This window comes from Pseudaquidulcibacter saccharophilus (assembly GCF_019455445.1).
GTDB lineage: Bacteria > Pseudomonadota > Alphaproteobacteria > Caulobacterales > Aquidulcibacteraceae > Pseudaquidulcibacter > Pseudaquidulcibacter saccharophilus.
Genome location: NZ_JAHWUS010000011.1, coordinates 1 through 674 on the forward strand (window position 1 = coordinate 1; position 674 = coordinate 674).

1 protein-coding gene is annotated in these 674 nt (G+C 45.3%); it reads right to left on the bottom strand.

What is annotated here, in order from left to right; translation table 11 throughout:
- A partial coding sequence (locus KXV15_RS13410; RefSeq protein ID WP_240008717.1) for a UTP--glucose-1-phosphate uridylyltransferase occupies positions 1-674 on the bottom strand: 674 nt, incomplete at both ends.

Sequence of the window (674 nt, forward strand, 5' to 3'; positions counted from 1 at the left end):
CCGGCACCGCGCTCTTGGGTTTCCAAAATTTCAAATATTTCTGGCTGAAGGATATAACGACCAGTAATTTTCAAATTGCTTGGCGCTTCTTCTTGTTTTGGTTTCTCAACCATATTGGTGATTGGCATTAAATTGCCATTACGCTCACCATGCGCGATAACGCCGTATGATGAAACCTGATCCATCGGAACTTGGTCAACCGCGATAATATTGCCGCCAACCTGGTCATAGGCATCAATCATTTGTTTTAGGCACGAAGGCTCTGATTGAATTAAAACGTCTGGCAAAAGAACGGCAAACGGCTCATCACCAATAATGTGGCGCGCGCACCAAACCGCATGACCAAGGCCAAGTGGCGATTGTTGGCGGACAAAGCTTTTTGAACCGGCAACCGGAAGCATATTCTGCAACATCTCAAGCAATTTGGTTTTACCAGCTTTTGCCAAAGTTTCTTCTAATTCAAAGGCCCGGTCAAAATAATCGGAAATCGAGGTTTTGTTGCGGCCAGTAACAAATACAAAGTGTTCAATCCCAGCTTCTAATGCCTCATCAACAACCCAGTGAACCGCAGGTCTATCAAATACCGGAAGCATTTCTTTTGGTAAGCTCTTGGTCGCCGGCAATACTCTTGTCCCAAATCCCGCCACTGGCAATATCGCCTTACGAATCTTTTT